The sequence below is a fragment of the Corallincola holothuriorum genome (assembly GCF_003336225.1).
In the GTDB taxonomy this organism is placed as follows: Bacteria; Pseudomonadota; Gammaproteobacteria; order Enterobacterales; family Neiellaceae; genus Corallincola; species Corallincola holothuriorum.
Genome location: NZ_QPID01000002.1, coordinates 464,363 through 482,131, shown reverse-complemented (window position 1 = coordinate 482,131; position 17,769 = coordinate 464,363). Strand labels below are relative to the sequence as shown.

19 protein-coding genes are annotated in these 17,769 nt (G+C 49.8%); 8 read left to right on the top strand and 11 right to left on the bottom strand.

Going from position 1 to position 17,769, the window contains the following annotated elements; all coding sequences use genetic code 11:
* Positions 1 to 21: 21 nt before the first annotated feature.
* Entirely contained in the window at positions 22 to 1,221 is a 1,200-nt protein-coding gene (gene gltS, locus DU002_RS05050; protein ID WP_114337267.1) for a sodium/glutamate symporter, read from the top strand.
* A gap of 75 nt (positions 1,222 to 1,296) precedes the next feature.
* On the opposite strand, the gene DU002_RS05045 is transcribed toward gltS, so the two are convergent.
* Complete coding sequence (locus tag DU002_RS05045) at positions 1,297 to 2,205, bottom strand: ROK family protein (protein ID WP_199405165.1); 909 nt, start codon at positions 2,203 to 2,205, stop codon at positions 1,297 to 1,299.
* A 287-nt stretch (positions 2,206 to 2,492) separates the two neighbouring features.
* Between DU002_RS05045 and cspE the strand changes: the two genes are divergently transcribed.
* Positions 2,493 to 2,699, top strand: a complete 207-nt coding sequence (cspE, locus tag DU002_RS05040) for a transcription antiterminator/RNA stability regulator CspE (protein ID WP_114337266.1) — start codon at positions 2,493 to 2,495, stop codon at positions 2,697 to 2,699.
* Positions 2,700 to 2,784: 85 nt separating this feature from the next.
* On the opposite strand, the gene DU002_RS05035 is transcribed toward cspE, so the two are convergent.
* Entirely contained in the window at positions 2,785 to 3,678 is an 894-nt protein-coding gene (locus DU002_RS05035; protein WP_114337265.1) for a LysR family transcriptional regulator, read from the bottom strand.
* 95 nt (positions 3,679 to 3,773) lie between these two features.
* Between DU002_RS05035 and DU002_RS05030 the strand changes: the two genes are divergently transcribed.
* The gene (locus DU002_RS05030) at positions 3,774 to 4,214 is read left to right on the top strand and encodes a PACE efflux transporter (RefSeq protein ID WP_130566470.1); all 441 of its coding nucleotides are present in this window, start codon (positions 3,774 to 3,776) and stop codon (positions 4,212 to 4,214) included.
* A gap of 43 nt (positions 4,215 to 4,257) precedes the next feature.
* Here the strand turns inward: DU002_RS05030 and recJ are convergent, their stop codons facing one another.
* The 4 genes from recJ to DU002_RS05010 all read right to left on the bottom strand — a co-directional run bounded on the left by recJ (position 4,258) and on the right by DU002_RS05010 (position 8,298).
* The gene (recJ, locus tag DU002_RS05025; RefSeq protein WP_114337263.1) at positions 4,258 to 5,991 is read right to left on the bottom strand and encodes a single-stranded-DNA-specific exonuclease RecJ; all 1,734 of its coding nucleotides are present in this window, start codon (positions 5,989 to 5,991) and stop codon (positions 4,258 to 4,260) included.
* A 9-nt stretch (positions 5,992 to 6,000) separates the two neighbouring features.
* The gene (dsbC, locus tag DU002_RS05020; RefSeq protein WP_114337262.1) at positions 6,001 to 6,753 is read right to left on the bottom strand and encodes a bifunctional protein-disulfide isomerase/oxidoreductase DsbC; all 753 of its coding nucleotides are present in this window, start codon (positions 6,751 to 6,753) and stop codon (positions 6,001 to 6,003) included.
* Between the two features lie 167 nt (positions 6,754 to 6,920).
* Positions 6,921 to 7,826 carry a site-specific tyrosine recombinase XerD gene (gene xerD / locus DU002_RS05015; protein WP_425455758.1) on the bottom strand — a complete coding sequence of 302 codons (906 nt, stop codon included), beginning with the start codon at positions 7,824 to 7,826 and terminating at the stop codon, positions 6,921 to 6,923.
* Entirely contained in the window at positions 7,819 to 8,298 is a 480-nt protein-coding gene (locus DU002_RS05010) for a methylated-DNA--[protein]-cysteine S-methyltransferase (RefSeq protein ID WP_114337260.1), read from the bottom strand. The genes xerD and DU002_RS05010 overlap by 8 nt, the downstream gene beginning before the upstream one ends.
* An 83-nt stretch (positions 8,299 to 8,381) precedes the next feature.
* Here DU002_RS05010 and fldB point away from each other — a divergent pair, with 83 nt between their 5' ends.
* Positions 8,382 to 8,909, top strand: coding sequence for a flavodoxin FldB (fldB, locus tag DU002_RS05005; RefSeq protein ID WP_114337259.1), 528 nt, complete (start codon positions 8,382 to 8,384; stop codon positions 8,907 to 8,909).
* A gap of 85 nt (positions 8,910 to 8,994) precedes the next feature.
* On the opposite strand, the gene brnQ (DU002_RS05000) is transcribed toward fldB, so the two are convergent.
* Both brnQ (DU002_RS05000) and brnQ (DU002_RS04995) read right to left on the bottom strand, forming a co-directional pair.
* On the bottom strand, positions 8,995 to 10,320 hold the full coding sequence (brnQ, locus tag DU002_RS05000; protein WP_114337258.1) for a branched-chain amino acid transport system II carrier protein: 1,326 nt from the start codon (positions 10,318 to 10,320) through the stop codon (positions 8,995 to 8,997).
* Positions 10,321 to 10,358: 38 nt separating this feature from the next.
* The gene (gene brnQ, locus DU002_RS04995; protein WP_114337257.1) at positions 10,359 to 11,708 is read right to left on the bottom strand and encodes a branched-chain amino acid transport system II carrier protein; all 1,350 of its coding nucleotides are present in this window, start codon (positions 11,706 to 11,708) and stop codon (positions 10,359 to 10,361) included.
* Between the two features lie 256 nt (positions 11,709 to 11,964).
* Between brnQ (DU002_RS04995) and srmB the strand changes: the two genes are divergently transcribed.
* From srmB to DU002_RS04975, 4 genes are read left to right on the top strand one after another with little or no spacing between them, the layout of a single operon-like run.
* Positions 11,965 to 13,263, top strand: a complete 1,299-nt coding sequence (gene srmB, locus DU002_RS04990; RefSeq protein WP_114337256.1) for an ATP-dependent RNA helicase SrmB — start codon at positions 11,965 to 11,967, stop codon at positions 13,261 to 13,263.
* A gap of 23 nt (positions 13,264 to 13,286) precedes the next feature.
* On the top strand, positions 13,287 to 14,330 hold the full coding sequence (dmeF, locus tag DU002_RS04985) for a CDF family Co(II)/Ni(II) efflux transporter DmeF (RefSeq protein WP_114337255.1): 1,044 nt from the start codon (positions 13,287 to 13,289) through the stop codon (positions 14,328 to 14,330).
* 30 nt (positions 14,331 to 14,360) lie between these two features.
* A complete protein-coding gene (locus DU002_RS04980; RefSeq protein ID WP_114337254.1) occupies positions 14,361 to 14,804 on the top strand; it encodes a hypothetical protein in 444 nt (147 codons plus the stop codon).
* A 39-nt stretch (positions 14,805 to 14,843) separates the two neighbouring features.
* The gene (locus DU002_RS04975) at positions 14,844 to 15,707 is read left to right on the top strand and encodes an MOSC domain-containing protein (protein WP_114337253.1); all 864 of its coding nucleotides are present in this window, start codon (positions 14,844 to 14,846) and stop codon (positions 15,705 to 15,707) included.
* Positions 15,708 to 15,752: 45 nt separating this feature from the next.
* On the opposite strand, the gene DU002_RS04970 is transcribed toward DU002_RS04975, so the two are convergent.
* The 3 genes from DU002_RS04970 to yaaA all read right to left on the bottom strand — a co-directional run bounded on the left by DU002_RS04970 (position 15,753) and on the right by yaaA (position 17,709).
* Positions 15,753 to 16,346: a class I SAM-dependent methyltransferase gene (locus DU002_RS04970; RefSeq protein WP_233496424.1), complete on the bottom strand. Its 594-nt coding sequence runs from the start codon at positions 16,344 to 16,346 to the stop codon at positions 15,753 to 15,755.
* 141 nt (positions 16,347 to 16,487) lie between these two features.
* Positions 16,488 to 16,757: a hypothetical protein gene (locus DU002_RS04965; protein ID WP_114337251.1), complete on the bottom strand. Its 270-nt coding sequence runs from the start codon at positions 16,755 to 16,757 to the stop codon at positions 16,488 to 16,490.
* Between the two features lie 178 nt (positions 16,758 to 16,935).
* Positions 16,936 to 17,709 (bottom strand): peroxide stress protein YaaA, encoded by a 774-nt coding sequence (gene yaaA, locus DU002_RS04960; RefSeq protein ID WP_114337250.1) that lies wholly within the window; start codon positions 17,707 to 17,709, stop codon positions 16,936 to 16,938.
* Positions 17,710 to 17,769 lie beyond the last annotated feature (60 nt).

Sequence of the window (17,769 nt, the reverse complement as noted above, 5' to 3'; positions counted from 1 at the left end):
CAGGCTCAAGGAACGCTTTAGATGACTGAAATTACCGTCCACGGTTTTGTCTCCTTTACCCTTGCCATCATTTTACTGTTCATCGGTAAAGTGGCATTGATGAAATCACCCACCTTACGAAAGTTTAGTATTCCAGAGCCCGTCATTGGTGGTTTCCTCTGTGCTATGGGGGTGGGATTACTCTACTTTATCTTCGACTGGCAAATTAGCTTTAAGCTTGATGTACGTGACTGGCTGTTACTCTATTTCTTTGCCGGTATCGGCTTAAAATCAGATATCAAAACATTGATATCCGGTGGCAAACCTTTGGTCATTCTCACCGTATTGGCGACCACTTTTATCTTTTTGCAAAACATTGTCGGGGTCAGCATCGCTGACCTTTTCGGCATGGATCCTAAATCGGGTCTGATGGCCGGCTCTATCTCATTAATCGGAGGGGTCGGTACCGCCATCGCTTGGACTCCCACCTTTGTTGAAGAATTGGGTATCACCAACGCATCTGAAATTGGTATCGCTGCGAATACTATCGGCCTTATTAGCGCCTGCTGTATTGGTGGGCCAATCGCTGGCTATTTAATTAAAAGAAACCAACTAAAAACCGGTGATCACGGCACGCTGGATATTGGTGTGACCCACGATGCTAGCCATACCAGTGTCGATTACTACGGCATTTTATGGGCCTGGCTATGGCTCAACATCGCCCTGATTATTGGCCATTTCCTCGATATGGGATTAACCGAAATAGGCATCAGCCTGCCTAAGTTCGTGAGCTGCCTAGTGGCCGGTATCGTCATCAGAAACGTCTTTTCCCCTATGTTCCCTAAATTGCGCTGGCCAGGGCAGGAGCAAGGTTTGTCACTGATCTCTGATATTTGTCTGGGCATGTTCCTGACGATGGCTCTGATGTCACTGCAACTATGGGAACTGAAAGGCGCACTGCTGTTCCTTTCTACCGTCATGGCTGCACAGATCCTGATATCAGTACTCTTCACCATTTGGGTAGTGTTCAGACTAATGGGCAAAGATTACGAAGCCAGTGTGATCTGTTCAGGCTTCGGCGGTATCACGCTAGGTTCAACCGCCACGGCAATCGTCAACATGACCGCCGTCAGTCAACAACATGGTGCTGCTCACCGCGCGTTTATTGTGGTTCCGCTGGTGTGTGGTTTCTTTATCGACATTATTAACGCCATCATTATTAACTTTTTTGTCGGGTTCTAACCTCGACACCACCAATAAAGAAGCCCGATGGCAACATCGGGCTTCTCTTTGTTCCTTTCAAAGCAACCTTGCAGCTTAAGGCCAAAGCCAAGCAGCTCCGCGCACGCCACTGGAATCACCATGCCGGTTTTTAACTATCGGCGTTGAACACTCGCCACCAAAAACATAATCCCCTAGGCTGTCAGGTATCAGGTCATATAAACGATCAATATTCGACACTCCGCCGCCCAAAACTATCACCTGTGGGTCAAGCAGGTTGATAACATGAGCCAGCCCTTTACAGAGATCCAAAACGTAACGCTTAAATACTGAGTCCGCAGCTGGGTCACTGTTCAAAGCGATAGCCAGTTCTTTAGCGGAAAGCTGACGGCCGGTTTCACGAAAACAGCGAGCAGCCAACGCTGGGCCACTTAAGAACTGTTCGATACAACCCTGCTGACCACAATAACAACGACCCACTGCAGCCCTTTGGACATCATCTATCCAAGGCATAGGATTGTGCCCCCATTCACCTGCCACACCGTTAGGCGATGGCAGTAGGCGCCCGTGCACAGACACACCAGCACCGACCCCAGTCCCCAAAATAACGCCAAACACACTGTCATAACCGGCACCCGCACCGTCGCCAGCTTCAGAGCTAACAAAGCAATCTGCGTCGTTGGCCACACGGATCTCACGGCTGAGTTGCTGTGCCAGGTCTTCCCTGAGGGGCTGACCTATCAAACAAGTTGAATTGGCATTTTTTACCCTGCCAGTGACCTCTGAAATCGTACCAGGGATACCAACACCAACGGTTCCCTGCTGGCCCAATACAGATTCAGCCTCCAGTACTAGCTGCGTGATCCCTGACAACGTGGCGTAATAGTCGCCTTTAACGGTCATCATCCGCTGGCGATACAACTCAACGCCATTGCTATCCAAAGCGATAATTTCAGTTTTAGTACCACCTAGATCGATACCTAAACGCAATGCTGACCCATTCATTGATGCCTTAATGACCACAGAGAACTGATTGAAAGAGCTTAATTTAGCGCAAGAACATCCATCAAGCTCAATTTGCACATTTTTTACCCATCCATTTGTTGACAAGGTCAGGGATTGCTTTAGTATCGACTTTGCGCTCGGATGCGCGGTTACATTATTTGTTACGTTACGATGCTATGTCTGTAGACTCTGTCCTGACCCAGTCGTCTTGTGTTCAAATTAGTGAACTTCGCAAACAAGCGGTAAGCCAAATTTGGCACTGTTAATTAATGTTCTAGGAAAGATTTATGTCTACTGTTACTGGCACTGTAAAATGGTTCAACTCTGACAAGGGTTTCGGTTTCATCCAGCAGGAAAATGGCCCTGACGTGTTTGTTCACTTCCGTGCTATCACTGGCGCTGGCTTCAAGACTCTTGAAGAAGGCCAGAAAGTTGAGTTCACTGTAACTCAAGGTCAGAAGGGTCCACAGGCCGAAAACGTAACTGTTGTCTAATTTCAGCCTAACCGCTGAGTATTAGAGAAATTAAGCCGGTGAGCAATTTGCTACCGGCTTTTTATTTGCCTGTCATTTACCCTACTCAATGAATCACCCCCGCTAATTTTCCCATCAACCACTTCAGCACCTCGTCACGCTGCAGATCAAAACGCCAAATAAGATCCGTCGCTTGCTCCCACACAGGGGCCTCCATTGTGGTATGCAATATTTTTAGCTTTCCCTGAGCCAAGGCTGCCCGCGCAGCATATTCCGGTACGCTCGTCCATCCCACGCCCATTTTGGCCAGTTCCACGGCACTCCAAATGTTACCCGCATGCCAGCAGGAGGGTGATAACTGCCAATGACTTGCTTGCTGCCGCCTGACACTCACCAGCACCTGCCGATAGCGACTTAACGTGGATACTTCAATTGCTGATAGCCCGACTAACGGATGCTCAGGATCTGCGACACAAACCATCTGCGTCATACCGTGGCGCGCAAAAGCGAGATCATCATAAACCTGGGACATCTGCACTGTCAGTCCAACCTGCGCCTCACCGTTTCTCACCATGGCCGCCACCTCTTCCAGCACCGGATGAACCAAGTCCACCGAAAGCGTAGGAAAACGCTGCGACAAATGCAGCATGGTTTTGTCAAAACTTCCGTCCAACGCCATCTCGTCAGCAGCGATCACCAATCGTGTCCGTTGTTTCGCTTGCAACGATGCCGCTATCCCGGAAAGGTGATCCGCTCGTAACAATAGAAAACGCGCTTCATCAAGGATCGCCCGTCCAGCAGCCGTTAACTGCGGATAACGGCCGCTGCGCTCAAACAACACCACATTGAGATCCAGTTCCAGATTTTGTATCTGATGACTGATCGCGGACTGCGCTCGACCTAGCTTTCTCGCCGCCGCAGAGAAGGAGCCGCTGTCTACCGCTGCGATCAACACCCGCAGCTGCTCCAGGGTGTAGTGACCTGCCAGTTTACTCATCATCCCCGCTCAATGTATCTAATTTATAGATACATTGTAACTTTGATACAGCTGGCTATCGAATACTATCTACCCATTATCGACATCCAGAGATGAAAATGAGAGCACGCAACGATAGGATCCGTCATAGCATCGGTTACCAATTGGGATCACTAGGTGTATTGATGCCACTAATCAGTTGGCTAACAGGCCACCCGATGCTCAAACTAGGAGTTTTGGCACTCTGCTTTGCATCTTTGTGTGCCTGTTGGAACTATCTTTTTAGCGGCTGGTTTGATCGTGTTATCTACCGACGTTATGGCCGCACAGATAAACGTTTCATCGAACGTTGCCTTCACGCCTGTGGTATCGAGATGGGTATTCTTTGGCTGACAACGCCACTCATCGCCTGGTGGCTAAAGCTATCTCTGCTGGATGCGCTGATGATGGATATCGGACTCGTAGTACTCTATCTGGTGTACACGCTTGCTTATAATTGGCTATACGATCTGCTGTTTCCAGTACACGGCCATCTCGCTATCCCTTATGAAGTGAAATAGGATCAGGGAAAATACGCGGTAGAAAGTAGCGTTGCGCGAGGGATCAGCCAGCGATCCCTTGCAAATACTGCACAACAAACTGCAGTGTCACATTGCCACGAAACTCATTAGCATCCAACTGATAGGCAACATGTACTTTGCGGATCGAGGGATCGGGCCAAGTTTCAGTATCAACATTAAAAGCGATAGCATCGATGGCAGTAACACCATTGTCAGGCGACAACACCATTTTCAGGTGGCGCTGACCAACAATGCGCTGCTGCAACAACCAAAACTCCCCATCAAATACCGGTGCAGGAAATGCTTGTCCCCAAGGACCCGCATCCCGCAGTTGATACGCGGTATCCAAGGTCAGCTCTGATAGCGAAAGTTCACCATCACTGAGCACCACGTTACTTAAGTCACTCGGTGTGAGCGTTGCTGCAACTGTTTGCTCAAAAACCTGCTGAAAGCGGGCATAGTTATCAGCGTGGATACTCAAGCCTGCCGCCATGGCGTGACCACCGAACTTAATAATCAACGCTGGATGCTGACTGTCGATCTGCTCCAACAGATCGCGCATATGCAAACCAGAGATAGAGCGCGCAGACCCCTTTAACTCACCATTTCCAGCATCGGCAAATGCCAGTACCGGACGATAGAAACGCTCCTTAATACGGGAAGCGAGGATCCCTATCACGCCTTGGTGCCAGTCTGGTTGAAACAGACATAAGCCTAACGGCAGATCCGCTTCATCGACATCCAATGCCGACAGAGCCGCCAGCGCTTCCTGCTCCATTCCCTGTTCGATCTCGCGACGAGAACGGTTAAGCGTATCCAACTCCTCGGCCATCTGTTTAGCCTGCTGGAAATCATCACAAAGCAAACAGTTAATACCAAGAGAGATATCATCCAGCCGTCCGGCTGCATTGAGGCGCGGCCCTAAAGCAAAACCCAGATCAGATGCCGTCATCTCCCGCTGTTTACGCTGAGAGAGATCAATCAACGCCTGGATCCCTGGACGACATCGACCGCTGCGGATCCGCTGCAAGCCTTGATGCACCAAAATACGGTTGTTCTGATCCAGCGGCACCACATCAGCGACGGTACCTAAAGCAACAATATCCAACCAATCAGCCAGATTGGGCTCAGCTAACTGCTGCTGGGCAAACCATCCTCGCTGGCGCAACTCTGTGCGTAAGGCTGACAGCAGATAAAACGCCACACCGACGCCCGCTAACGATTTACTCGGAAACTCACAACCAGGCTGATTGGGATTCACAATGGCATCCGCAGCAGGCAGTTGTTCACCAGGCAAATGGTGGTCGGTGACCAGCACCTGCATACCTAACTGCTTAGCTTTCACCACTCCTTGAATGCTCGAGATACCATTATCAACAGTGATCAGTAACTCTGCCCCTTGTTGATGGGCAACATCAGCGATCTCAGGACTCAACCCATAACCATAATCAAAACGATTGGGCACCAGGAAGTCGACAAACTTTGCGCCCATAGCACGCAGCGCCAAGACACAAAGAGCGCTCGACGTCGCACCGTCAGCATCAAAATCTCCAACAATTAACAGCCGCTTCTGCGCATTCAGTGCATCGGCAAGCAACACCACTGCCGGTTGCATGCCTTTAAGCTCGGTTGGTCGAGCCAGGTGGGAGGTTTGTCGTTCGAGCTGCGGCGCGGCAGTAATACCACGGCTAGCGTAGATACGTTGCAGAAGAGGCGGTAATCCAGCAATAACAGCATCAGCCGCTGGCAGCGGCCGACGCTCTATGGTCATAGACATCTAAAAAAATTATTGCTGTTCAAGCGTAGCAAGCAGCTGACGTGGTGGCAGATAACCGCCCAACATCTCACCGTTCGGACGAATAATCGCTGGCGTTCCGCGCACGCCGAACACGCCACCCAGTTTATAATGTTGCGCAACTGGGTTATCACATTTAGCTTTCTTCAGAGCCTTACCTGATTTGGCATTGGTCATCGCCTGCGCTGGATTGTCAGCACACCATACAGAGGCAATCGTATCACCACTTGGGGAGTTCGGACCCGAACGAGGGTAAGCCAAGTAACGTACGGTAATACCCAGATCATTGTACTCTTCCATCTGGCTATGCAGCTTGCGACAATAACCACAATCAATATCAGTAAAGATAGTCACCACATATTTTTCATTCTTTGCCGGGTAACTGATCATACTATCTTCTACAGCAGCTAAGCGCTTCAACCGTTCTCCGGCCATCGCCGACTCAGTCAAATCTTTTGGCTGCCCATCGATGTTGTACACTTTCCCTTGGATCAGCAAAGCGCCATCAGAACTGATATAGAACACGCCAGTATCGGTCAGCGCCTGATAAAAGCCTTGGATCGGCGATGGCGTTAACGTAATCACTTCCGTATTCAGTAACGCATTCAACTTATCCGCAAGCACCTGCTGCTCAGGATCAAACTTTGCTGTCGATTCCGACGCAGTTGATACCACGAAATACGCCGACGTCAATAACGCTGCGCTCACCAACAGCAACCACTTAAATATCTTCTTACCAGTCATCAAAAAAACCTGCTTCAATGGGATACCTATTAGACCCCGTTCACCGAGAAAAATTACATATCGAAGTGGGTATTTACAAACCACTTGGGTAATTGCCAAAAGCCACTTCTCAGAAAATAGCTAGCCCGCAGTTTACCTCCGCTGCTAGCCACTGACCAGCAGCGATTTTACGCTCTGGGGTGGTGCTCACTATGCAACGACTTTAAGCGCTCTCGTGCAACCTGGGTATAGATCTGTGTTGTTGATAAATCACTGTGACCCAACAACATCTGCACTACACGCAGATCGGCACCATGATTTAACAGGTGCGTAGCAAAAGCGTGACGCAGCGTATGAGGTGATAAGTCGGTGTTTATCCCAGCCATCTGCGCATATTTCTTAATCCGGTGCCAAAAGGTTTGCCGGGTCATCGGTTGGCCATAGCGTCCGGGGAAAATCACATCGCTCTCTTGATGTGGCCCCAGCAGCTCTCGTCGCCCATTTGCGAGGTACTTTTGGAGCCAATCCAACGCAACTTCACCTAGCGGCACCAAGCGCTCTTTATTGCCTTTACCACTGACCCGCACCAATCCCTGCCGCAGTGAAACTTCCGATAGGCGCAAGTTAACCAACTCAGACACGCGTAAACCAGAAGCATAGAGCACCTCTAACATCGCTCTATCACGCCAACCAATCGCCTCGGATAACAACGGCGCTTGCAACAAGTTATCGACATCCGTTTCACTGAGCGTTTTCGGCAAACCGGCAGGCAAACGCGGCCCCTCTAATAGCGCGGTCGGATCCAGATCGGTCCATTCATGGCGACGAGCAAATTTATAGAAGTGACGCAACGTACTGAGCAGCCGGGCATTACTGCGAGCGCTCAGCCCTTTTTCCAATCGACTACCCAGGTATTGCTGCAGATGCAGATGATCTAACACAAATGGCGTGAGCTCCTGCCCTTGCAGCCAACTGAAAAAGTGATTCAGGTCGGTTTGATAGGCCGCGATGGTGTGCTTACTCAATCCCTTTTCTAACAACAAATATTCCCGGAACCGCCGAATATATTTATCGCACTCTAGGTTATCATTCACTGCTAACCGCTCCCTCATGGCACAACAGCCAGCGTTTAATCTCCAGCATAGGCCCTTGCCTTGCGCCAGAAAAGCCGCCCAAGCTGCCGCTGGCAACGACGCGATGACAAGGCACAACCCACGGCAACGGATTACGCCGACACGCGCCCCCCACTGCCCGCGCGGCACTGCCCAGTGCCGCCGCCATTTCACCATAGGTTTGCACTTCTCCAACCGGAATAGCTAACAGCTGCTGCCATACCTTGGATTGAAACTCGGTGCCTTGCGGCAGTAACGGCAAATCAAAGCGAAAAGCAGGCTCCTTGAGGTACGCCGCCAACTGACGCTTAACCTCACGGGTCAATGCACTTGAAGCACCTAGTGCTGAGCTTTCAGGCAGGTAGATCAGTTTCTCTAACTCACCACCGTTATCAAAGATGGCGACGCGGCCAAAGGGGGCATCAAAATAACCGGAAGGCAAAGGCTCTAACATGGATACCGCTATGTGCAGGGGAAAGGGATTTGATACCATTGAGTGATAGTCTGGGTAAAGCGTTAGTTTAAAGAAGTGATGTGATGAAAATAGGTTTGTTTTTTGGCTCCAGCACTTGCTACACCGAAATGGCGGCAGAAAAGATCCGCGATCAACTGGGTCATGATCTCGTCGATCTCCACAATATCAAAGAGGTGTCTTTAGCTAAGACTGCCGACTATGAGATGTTAATCTTCGGCATCAGCACCTGGGACTATGGTGAACTGCAAGAGGATTGGGAGTCGCACTGGTCAGACATTGATGACCTCTCATTGAACGGAAAGATAGTGGCTATCTTTGGCATGGGAGATCAGGAGGGCTATGGTGAATGGTTCTTAGATGCGATGGGCATGTTGCACGACGCCATTGCACCGCAAGCTCCAGAGATACTAGGTTACTGGCCAAATGATGATAGTTATCAGTTTGCTGGCTCAAAAGCGTTAACCCAAGATGGCAAATATTTTGTCGGCTTAGCACTCGACGATGAAACCCAATATGAGCTCAGTGACAGTCGTATAGCGACCTGGTGCGATCAGCTACTCAACGAACTGAATGCTCTCAGCGCAGAGTGAGATCTCATTGGCTCATTTAGGCCGTCAATAAAAAAGCCGCTTCCAATGGCAAGCGGCTTTTTTAATGCAAAACAACTTCATCTCATCAAGAATTAGTCACCGCAGCTTTAGGCATCATAAACGAGCCAACCAACACCACGGTCACCGGCAACAACCAAGCAAGGCCATAACTAAACAGAGGCAGGGCTTGAGCAAATGCCAGTCCTTCATCTTCAACCAATCCAGTCACCTTTATCGCATCCAGCAGAGCCATCAATAGCGCAATAGACAGCACGGCATAGAATGCCAACTTCGGATTGGGCAACTTATCAACCAGCAGGTTGAGGATAACCAAGGCAATCGCCACAGGATAAAGCGCAAACAGCACAGGTACAGAAACGGCAATCAACTGAGTCAGACCCACATTTGCCACGATGGCACACAACACGGCGATGATAATAACCCAGCCTTGATAACTGACTTTTTGCCAAAGACGATTGAAGTAATCAGCGCATGCACTGATCAGCCCAACGGCAGTGGTTAAGCAAGCCAGCGTCACAACGGCGGCCAAAATCAGCTTACCAGGCCCCCCGAACATCGCCTGCACATAACGTGCAAACACCTCGCCACCATTGGCTGCATTGGGCGCGACATCATTGCTGGTTACACCTAAATAGAACAAAGACATATAAACAAAAGCTAAGCCGCTAGCAGCAATAATACTGGCAAATATCAGGTAGCGAGTTTGTAACTTCACATCGCTGATCTCTTTCTTGCGCAGTACGTCAACGATCAGCATGCCAAACATCAAGGCACCAAAGGTGTCCATGGTGTTATAACCTTCAAGAAAGCCTTTAGTGAACGGTTGGCTGACGTAGTCCCCTACGGGTGCGACGGCATCTCCCAATGGGTTCATCAATACAGTGACCGATAACACCAATAGCAACAGGATCAAAACAGGCGTGAGGACCTTACCGATATAGTCGATCAGATTCCCCCTATGCAAGGCCAAGGAAGCAGCCACAATGAAAAAACCAATAGAATAGGTCAGCAACACCCAAGCTTGTGGCTCTGCTGAAGATAAGAATGGTTTAAAACCCATTTCAAAAGCCACAAGGCTGGTGCGGGGCGTAGCGAAGGCGGGGCCAATAACAATGAAAATAGCCAAGGTGATGGCAATCCCCACACCCTTAGGTAACAGGCGGGTCATTCGGGGCAACCCACCACCGGCTTTTGCACAGGCCAACAAAGTTAGTAACGGTAACCCCACTGCGGTAAACAGAAAGCCCGCCATCGCTGGCACAAACTCCGTACCCGCTTGCTGCCCTGCTAACGGTGGAAAAATAATATTTCCCGCCCCCAAGAAGAAAGCAAAGGTCATAAAACCTAAAGCAAATATATCAGTGGTAGATAGCTGTTTAGTCTCTGACATTTTAGTTTAACTTTTTGATAAATTAATAAAATTATAAGTTACGAATCGCCATTATCCTGCACTGCCGAGGTTTCTGTAGGGGCTTCTTCTCGCGGCCCAATCACAGTTAACACCACCACCAACAACACCGGAACAACCCAACCTAAACCTAAATCGAACAGCGGCACACTATCCAACAACTCAATCCCTGGGATCTTATCGAGTATGCCAAGAAATCTTGCCGCGTCACACAAACCAAAGAGCAAAGCAAATACCGCAGCCCAACAAAACGTACGCGTCGGAGCCGGTAGCCATTTGGCTGACAAATTGAGTAATACCAAGACAATCGCCAATGGATACACAGCAAACAGCACTGGGATAAAAGCACCAATAAGTGCCGATAACCCGATATTGGCGACCAAGGTACAGATGGCGACTAAAACAAACAGCGTCGGACGGTAGGAAAGCTTTGGCCAGCGCTCAACAAAATACTCAGCACAGGCACTGGTGCCGCCAACAGCCGTTGTCAGACAGGCAAGCCCCACGACAAACGCCAGTACCAGTTGCCCACCCAAGCCCATCGATGCTGACATATAAAGGGTAAACACTTCACCGCCATTGGCAGCGCCTGGCGCCACACTATGGCTCGTTGCCCCCATGTAGAACAAGATGATGTAAACACAGGCTAAACCAATAGCGGCAATAGAGCCGCCTAAAATCAAACTGCTGTATTGATGACGTTGTGCTTCAACACCTTTGTCTTTCAAAGTATTAATAATCAATACGCCAAACAGCATGGCTGCCAGCAGATCCATGGTCATATAACCTTCAAGAAATCCTTTGGTAAACGGCGTCGCAACAAACTCACCCTGCCCCTCACCAATCGGTGCCAGTGGTGCGGTAAACACCACATAGCCAAGTACTGCAATCAATACCAACATCAACGGCGCAATAAATTTACCAATGCGATTGAGTAACTTGCTCGGATTTAACGCCAACCAGAAGGTCAAAGAGAAATAGCCAAGAGAGAAACCGGCCAATAAAAAATCTTGGTTCACTTCAGTGAAAAAAGGCTTAAACCCCATCTCAAAAGCAACCAAGGCCGTGCGGGGAATACCAAATCCTGGCACCATCACGATGTAAATCGCTAACGCCAACAGTAAACTGGCGCCCGCAGGCAAGTAACGGCCCAACTGGGCTAAACCACCTCTAGCAGCAGCCAGCGAGATCACTCCCAGTAGCGGTAAGCCAACGGCCGTGATCAAAAAGCCCAAGGTAGCAGGCAACACTTCGTGCCCCGCTTGCTGTCCCGCCATCGGCGGAAAGATCCAGTTTCCTGCCCCTAAGAAAAAGGCCAATAACATAAAACCTAAACCGAGCGTATCAGCGGTATTCAGTGGACGGGACAAGCGATTACCTCATTTGGATAATTCAAAACATGGTCGCCGTATTGCCTACACGGGCAAGCAAAAACCACCAAGCTTTAGTAACTAATTAACGAAAAACATTAACACGCTGACAAGTTTGCGCAAACCAAGGCTGCCATAAGTTAGGCCATTTTTTCCAAATCATGCTGTTTTTATTTACTTCACAGCCAGATAGCTGCTGCCGGTTGCCGCAGCCTGAGTTAGAATAGAGCTATTGTGCCGTAAAATATGACCAGCCATGACGCCAGATTTTGAATCCTTAGATATCGCTCCCGAACTGATCCGTGCCTTAGCGGAGTTAGGCCACTCTCGCCCAACCACAGTGCAACAGGAGATGATCCCGTTCGCCTTAGATGATCGTGACGTGATGGCGTCCGCCCCAACAGGCACGGGGAAAACAGCGGCGTTCTTGTTACCGGCACTGCAGCATTTGATCGATTTTCCCCGCAGAAAACCCGGGCCGCCCCGAATTCTTGTCTTAGTGCCAACCCGAGAATTAGCCCAGCAAGTGCTGGATTACGCCATTACCCTGACCCAGTTTACTGAGCTGAAATGCGCTTCAATCACCGGCGGGGTCGAATATGAAAAACATGTCGGTACCTTGCACGGCAGTTGTGATCTGGTGGTCGCGACACCTGGGCGATTAATGGAGTATATCAACAGCGAAGTGTTTGATTGTCGTGCAGTTGAATGCCTGATCCTGGACGAGGCCGACCGCATGCTAGATATGGGCTTCATCGCTGAAATGGATCGCATCGCCGACGAGACCCGTTGGCGCAAGCAAACGTTGCTACTGTCAGCCACATTGGAAGGCAAAGGTTTAGAGAAATTTGCTCGCGATGTGCTCAAAGAGCCAGCCTTGGTTCATTCCGAGCCTCCACGCCGCGAAGCCAATAAAATTGTGCAGTGGGTGCACCTAGCAGACAACCTTAAACATAAACAAGCGTTACTCGCATCCATCCTAACAAATGAAGAAACGCAACGTGCCATTGTCTTCGTTAAGACACGTGACCGCCTGATGGAGCTGTCTGCAGCCCTCGACAATGCCAATATTGTGCATAGTTGGATCCGTGGTGAAATGGCACAAGATCGACGGAACGAGGCACTGCAGAAATTCCGCGACGGCGATACTCATATATTGCTAGCCACCGATGTGGCCGCTCGCGGGCTGGATATCCCAGAGATCTCTCATGTCATCAACTATGACTTGCCACGCACCGCCGATATCTATGTCCACAGGATTGGTCGTACCGCACGGGCCGGACGCAAAGGGATCGCTGTCAGTCTGATTGAAGCCCACGACATGGCCAACTTGTCACGTATCGAGCGTTATACCGAGCAGCAGTTAAAACGCCGAACCATAAAAGGCTTGGCGCCACAAAACCGGGAAGCCCGACTGCCCGGTAAAGGGAAAGGCAAAGCCGGTAAGAAGAAGCTCACCGCCGTACAAGCTAAGCGCAAAGCCAAGAAGCAACTAAAACGCGCAGTAAAAAAGTCGGCAGCGAAGAGCAGTGCAGCTAAAACTACAGACTCTTAAAGCGTCTGCATTCACAGTGAGTTATGAACCAGAAAAACGTGGTACCAAGCTGCCCCAAACATAGATATCAGCCAGACCATACTCAGGGAGAAAAACGTACCTGGTATGTGCTTTGGCTGACGGCTGTCACTATGGTCATCGAGATCATCGCAGGCACCGTATATGGCTCGATGGCACTATTGGCCGATGGCTGGCACATGGCGACCCACGTTGCCGCCTTTGCTATCACGCTATTTGCCTATCGCTATGCCACCCGCCATGCGCAAAACGCCACCTTCACCTTTGGTACAGGCAAGGTCAGCTCACTCGGTGGCTTTGCCAGTGCGGTCGCCCTCGCGGTGGTCGCACTATTTATGGCGATGGAATCGGTAGAAAGGCTCATATCTCCTTCCGAGATCCGTTTCAATGAAGCCATTGTTGTGGCCATTATCGGTCTGTCGGTCAACCTGTTAAGCGCCTGGCTATTGATGGGGGCAGGCGGCCACCACCATGGCCATGATCACCACGGGCATAACCATCATCATACTGAACATCATGCTCACAACGAGCATGCTCCTCATGGCCACGCCTCCCATAAAGAGCATCATCATGACCACAACTTACGTGCCGCTTACATGCATGTGCTGGCAGATGCGCTGACCTCAATAACGGCGATATTAGCGCTGCTGGCAGGCAAATGGATGGGTTGGTACTGGATGGACCCCTTAATGGGGATTGTTGGTGCAGTTGTCATCAGCCGTTGGGCATTAGGGCTACTGAAACAAACCAGCGAAGTGTTGCTCGACCATGCCCCCAAAAAGGCTCGATGTGAGGCGATCGTAGAAGCACTGCACGCAGTAGAACAAACCCGCGTTACCGATCTGCATCTGTGGCAAACAGCGCCCAATCAATATGCCGCCGTCATCAGTCTAAGAAGCCATGCGGCAAACTCAATTGAAGATTTCCGCGCTCGGCTCAAACCTTTTACTGAGATCAAACACCTCACCATAGAACTCGATGCTATCGTCGACCCTGGTGACCATGGTGGTGAAAATAACCACTCACATTGTGCTTCACATAACCACTAACGATAACCAGCACATAGGGGAGTACTGGCAATGCAAGAACATGGGCAAGCACAATGTCACGCATTTGGTCAGGTTCTCTGGATCACCGTCGAAGGTAGTGTCAATCAGCTATTCTCGGAGAGTTATCGAGACAGAGTGATCGCGGCAGCATTGCCCCTTGCTGGCAAGCCTTGGGTTCGCGTCACGGATATCCGGCACTGGCAACTTGGTGGCCCAGAGATTATGCCGGCGTTAAACGAGCTGATGCAGTGGTGTGAAACCCATGAGATGGCACACAGCATCAACATCGTGTCGCTAAAAAACCTGCAGGTACACCTGCTCGATAAGATGATGGCGGGTGTCAGTCGACATTCACAAAGACATGTGCTGCAATCACCAAAGCAAGCCATAGTGCAGTTAGCGACGCTCGGCTACCCACTAGAACCGAGCCAGGTGATGACCGCCCTCTACCCGGGGTTGCCTAATTTAGACTAACCTATGCCCCTGCATCGCCTTTATCAACGGAGTCTTGTCATGTCATGTGTGGTCACCCATCTGTATATCTATCCGGTGAAATCACTGGCTGGCATCTCTTTAACTGAAGCGCAGTTAAGCGTCGAAGGTTTGCAATATGATCGGCAGTGGATGCTGGTCGATAGCAAAGGGCGTTTCGTCACCCAGCGTCAATGTCCCGCCCTGGCAGCGATCAAAACAGCCATAGAACCAGAACAACTGCTCCTAAGTGCCGAAGGCCATGAACCATTCAGCATCCCCCTTAAGCGCACGACACACGTGCCGTTGCCGCTGATGGATGTCACGGTATGGAAAGATCAGGTGGAAGCAACGGATGAAGGTGACTCAGTTTCGCAATGGTTAGCCAAGGTACTTGGTACACAATGGCCCCGCCCGTTACGCTTGGTTCGTTTCGCTGAGCAAGCCCAGCGACCGGTCAGTCAGAGCCACCTTCGCCAAGGGGAAAGTGCCAATACCCATTTCGCCGATGGTTATCCATACCTACTAGCTAATCAAGCGTCACTGGAGGTGTTCAACAATGTGCTGGCAGCACAAGGGTTACCAACAATACCGATGAGTCGTTTTCGTCCCAATATCATTGTCACCGGTTGGTCAGCCTTTCAGGAAAATCATGTCTCAGAGGTGAGCCATGATGACTACAGCTTGGCACTGCGCAAACCGTGCGAGCGCTGCCCAATGATCACGGTTGATCAACAGTCAGGTAAGCGCCAAGAACCAACGGGACAGCCGCTACGCGCATTGACCGAGATGGCCACCCTAGGCGACGTAAAAGCAGGCGCATTTTTCGGCCAAAATGCGATATTGGTTGATGGTGTATCAAAAACAATCAAGGTCGGAGACCAATGGCAATACCAGGCAAAGTGACGCCTGACAATGGGGTTCATAATGAGTTAGGTCGGAGGTTCAGAGCTATTGCCTAAGCGTGCCGATCGCCTGCACTACGGCGCCTACACCATGATGATTAATGCCTTCCACCACTTCGCGCTCCAGCTCTTCAAGGTGACTGAATGTCAGATTAGGCAACTCTTTAACTAACGTTTCCTTTGCTATCATCATCTCTGCAACAGGTGGTCCGCCTGTTTTATATGCCAATTGCGCTGGCCGATAGCCTTCAAGTAAAAAAACACCGTTAGGCTTAAGTGCACGTTCAATACGTTTGTACAGATCTTGCCTCAGCGCTGGTGGCAAATGGCAATAGATAGACACTATGCCATCCCATTGACTTTCTCCGAGCTCAAATGTGGCCAAATCTTCACAAATAAGTTCGATATCCACAGCGCTTTGTTCAGCCAATTTTTTAGCTTTTTCCAGGCCGACCGAAGAGATATCGACGGCCGTTGCCGCATACCCTTGCTTCGCCAGAAAAACGGCGTTTCGCCCTTCTCCTTCGGCCAGTAAAAGCACCCTGCCCATTGGAGTGGCTTGATAGCGCTCCTTTAAAAAATCATTGGGCAATTTGCCATACACATACTGCTCAGTGGCATACTCTTGATCCCACATCATCACTCTCTTCTTCGATTTTCTAGCGGCAAGCTGATGTCATCCCCTCGTTTAGCCCAGACATCGACAGGGCGGGAGAATAATCTTCCATTTGAACAACATACATCGACACTTTCTGCGGTTGCGCTCCTAGACTACCTCTATTCACTCAACCTGACTCACGGTAAATTGGCCATTTGGATCTCGCTTAACACGATATTTTCCAGCATTACATTTTACAACCCAGTCATTATCACCGGCACTTTTTACGTTAATGACTTGGTGACAAGAAAAACCCGCGCTGCGGATCGCCGCACGCAAGTCCCCACTCGCCACTTCTGAAGCGTTAGCAAAAAAAGCCACGATAAAGAGAATGATAAAAACAGCAGATGAAGTTACCGATTTTTGCATATTGTGAAGCTGAATATTTGGCATAAAGAGAGTCTCCTGAGACTAAATGTCCAGATGAATGAAGTCAGTGAACGGATAACTCTAATGGTAGAAGCAAATTCTGCTCTGAGTGCGGCAAATACCCATGTCGCGGTCACATAGTTATGATGGCAAAAGACAATCTTCCAGACCTGTCGTTTGCCATCAATTTTAACGGCTTAAACTATGTGTGATCGCGCTTAAACACCCACTGATATTCAGTGGAGTCTGGGCCCGAGAAGTAATACCCACCTTCGCCAAACAACTTCAACTGCTCAGGGTCCTGGATCCTGTTTTGCAGAATATAGCGCGCCATCATGCCGCGGGCTTTTTTCGCGTAAAAGCTAATCACCTTGTATTGCCCATTTTTCAGATCTTTAAACACAGGTGTAACCACGTAGGCTTTCAGCGGCTTAAGTTTTACCGATTTAAAATATTCGTTAGACGCAAGGTTGATCAACACCCTGTCGTTTTGTGCTGACAAGGCTTTGCTGAGTTGTTCGGTAATGATGTTGCCCCAAAACTGATACAGATTATTGCCTCTGCCAGTATCTAATTTGGTTCCCATCTCTAAGCGATAAGGCTGCATCAAATCGAGTGGTTTTAGTAAACCATACAACCCAGACAGAATACGTAAGTGATCCTGTGCCCAAGCAATATCATCATCACTAAAACTGGTGGCATCCATCCCGTCATACACATCCCCTTTAAATGCTAGCAGGGCTTGCTTAGCATTCTCTGGGGTGAAATCCGGCTGCCATTCCTGAAAACGGGCGGCATTCAATCCTGCCAGCTTATCGCTAATTTTCATTAACGAAGCGATCTGATCTGGACTGAGTTGACGACAACGCTGGATCAACTCTTGCGAGTGTTCCAGCAGCTCTGGCTGTGAGTAGTAGTCGGTGATTGGCGGGGTTTCATAGTCCAGCGTTTTAGCTGGCGAAATAACAGCGAGCATCAGGCATTCCAGAGCAGAAAATCAAGCCCTGACTATATCATAGCGGCCTGCCTCGCCAAG